This is a genomic window from Stenotrophomonas sp. P5_A8, from assembly GCF_056400545.1.
In genome coordinates, this window is record NZ_JBFULB010000599.1 from 1 (window position 1) to 944 (window position 944).

Genomic DNA, 944 nt, shown 5'->3' on the forward strand with positions numbered 1-944 from the left:
GGTCCAGGTAGGCGATCGCCAGTTCCAGGCGATCGCGACCGGCGGCCGGTACGCCGTGGCTGCTGTCGAGGTCGCTGCCGGTGCCGACGTCGAACGGTGCGAGGGCATCGTGAGCGGTGTCGGTGTCGGTCTCGGTGTCAGGGTGGGTGTCGACACGGGCGTCGGCGGCTGCGTTGCCTTCGTCGGGGAATTCGAACACGCCGCGGAACGCGGGCTGCGCGGCGGCCTCCAGCGCGTGCACCGGCGTCGGATCGACCGGACTATCGAGATCGGCGGCAGCGTAGCTGCGGGGGTCCGGGTCGGTGATGACGTCATCGACGACGGTGATATCGCGGTCCACGCCGTCCACCGTATCAACGGCGGCGGCGCGGTAACCCGGCTCAGGCTCGAGACTGAACACCGGCTCGCGGCGTCCACCATCAAGCACATACCCCGGCGGCGTTGCGTAGTCCTCGGTGACGTCCTCGACCGGATCGGCATCGTGCGGCTCCTGCTGCGCAGCCAGTTCGTCGACGTAATCGGTCGCGGGCACCGCCGCCGCCAAGGCGGTGGCATCCAGTCCGTCGCGACGCAACGGCGGCAAGGGTGACGGCTTGCGGCGACGGGCCACGGCCCAGCCGGCTACGACCAGCAACAGCACCGCCAACCCCAGCCAGTACCAGCCCGCACCGCCGGCCTCGCGCGCAGCCGGGGCCTGGCCCAGGCGCTGCTGGGCCGCGGCCAGGTCGCTGTCCTTCATCGCGATCAGCGACTGCTGCTGCTTCTCCAGTTTTTCGAGTTCGGCCACGCGGCCGCGCAGCTCCTGGATTTCGGCATCGCGGGTGGCGACATCTTCCTTGGCCTGACGCAGTTGTTCGTTGCCCAGCATGTCACCCTCACTACCGGCAGCGGTGCCGGTGGTTGTCCCTGCATTGTTGTCGGTGGCGGCGACCGCCGGGGCGATC

Annotated in this window: 1 pseudogene; it reads right to left on the reverse strand. The window is 69.9% G+C overall.

Features of this window, described 5'->3' with window-relative positions:
• Positions 1-944, reverse strand: a pseudogene (locus AC1DQP_RS20970) (FimV/HubP family polar landmark protein); the annotation flags it as partial.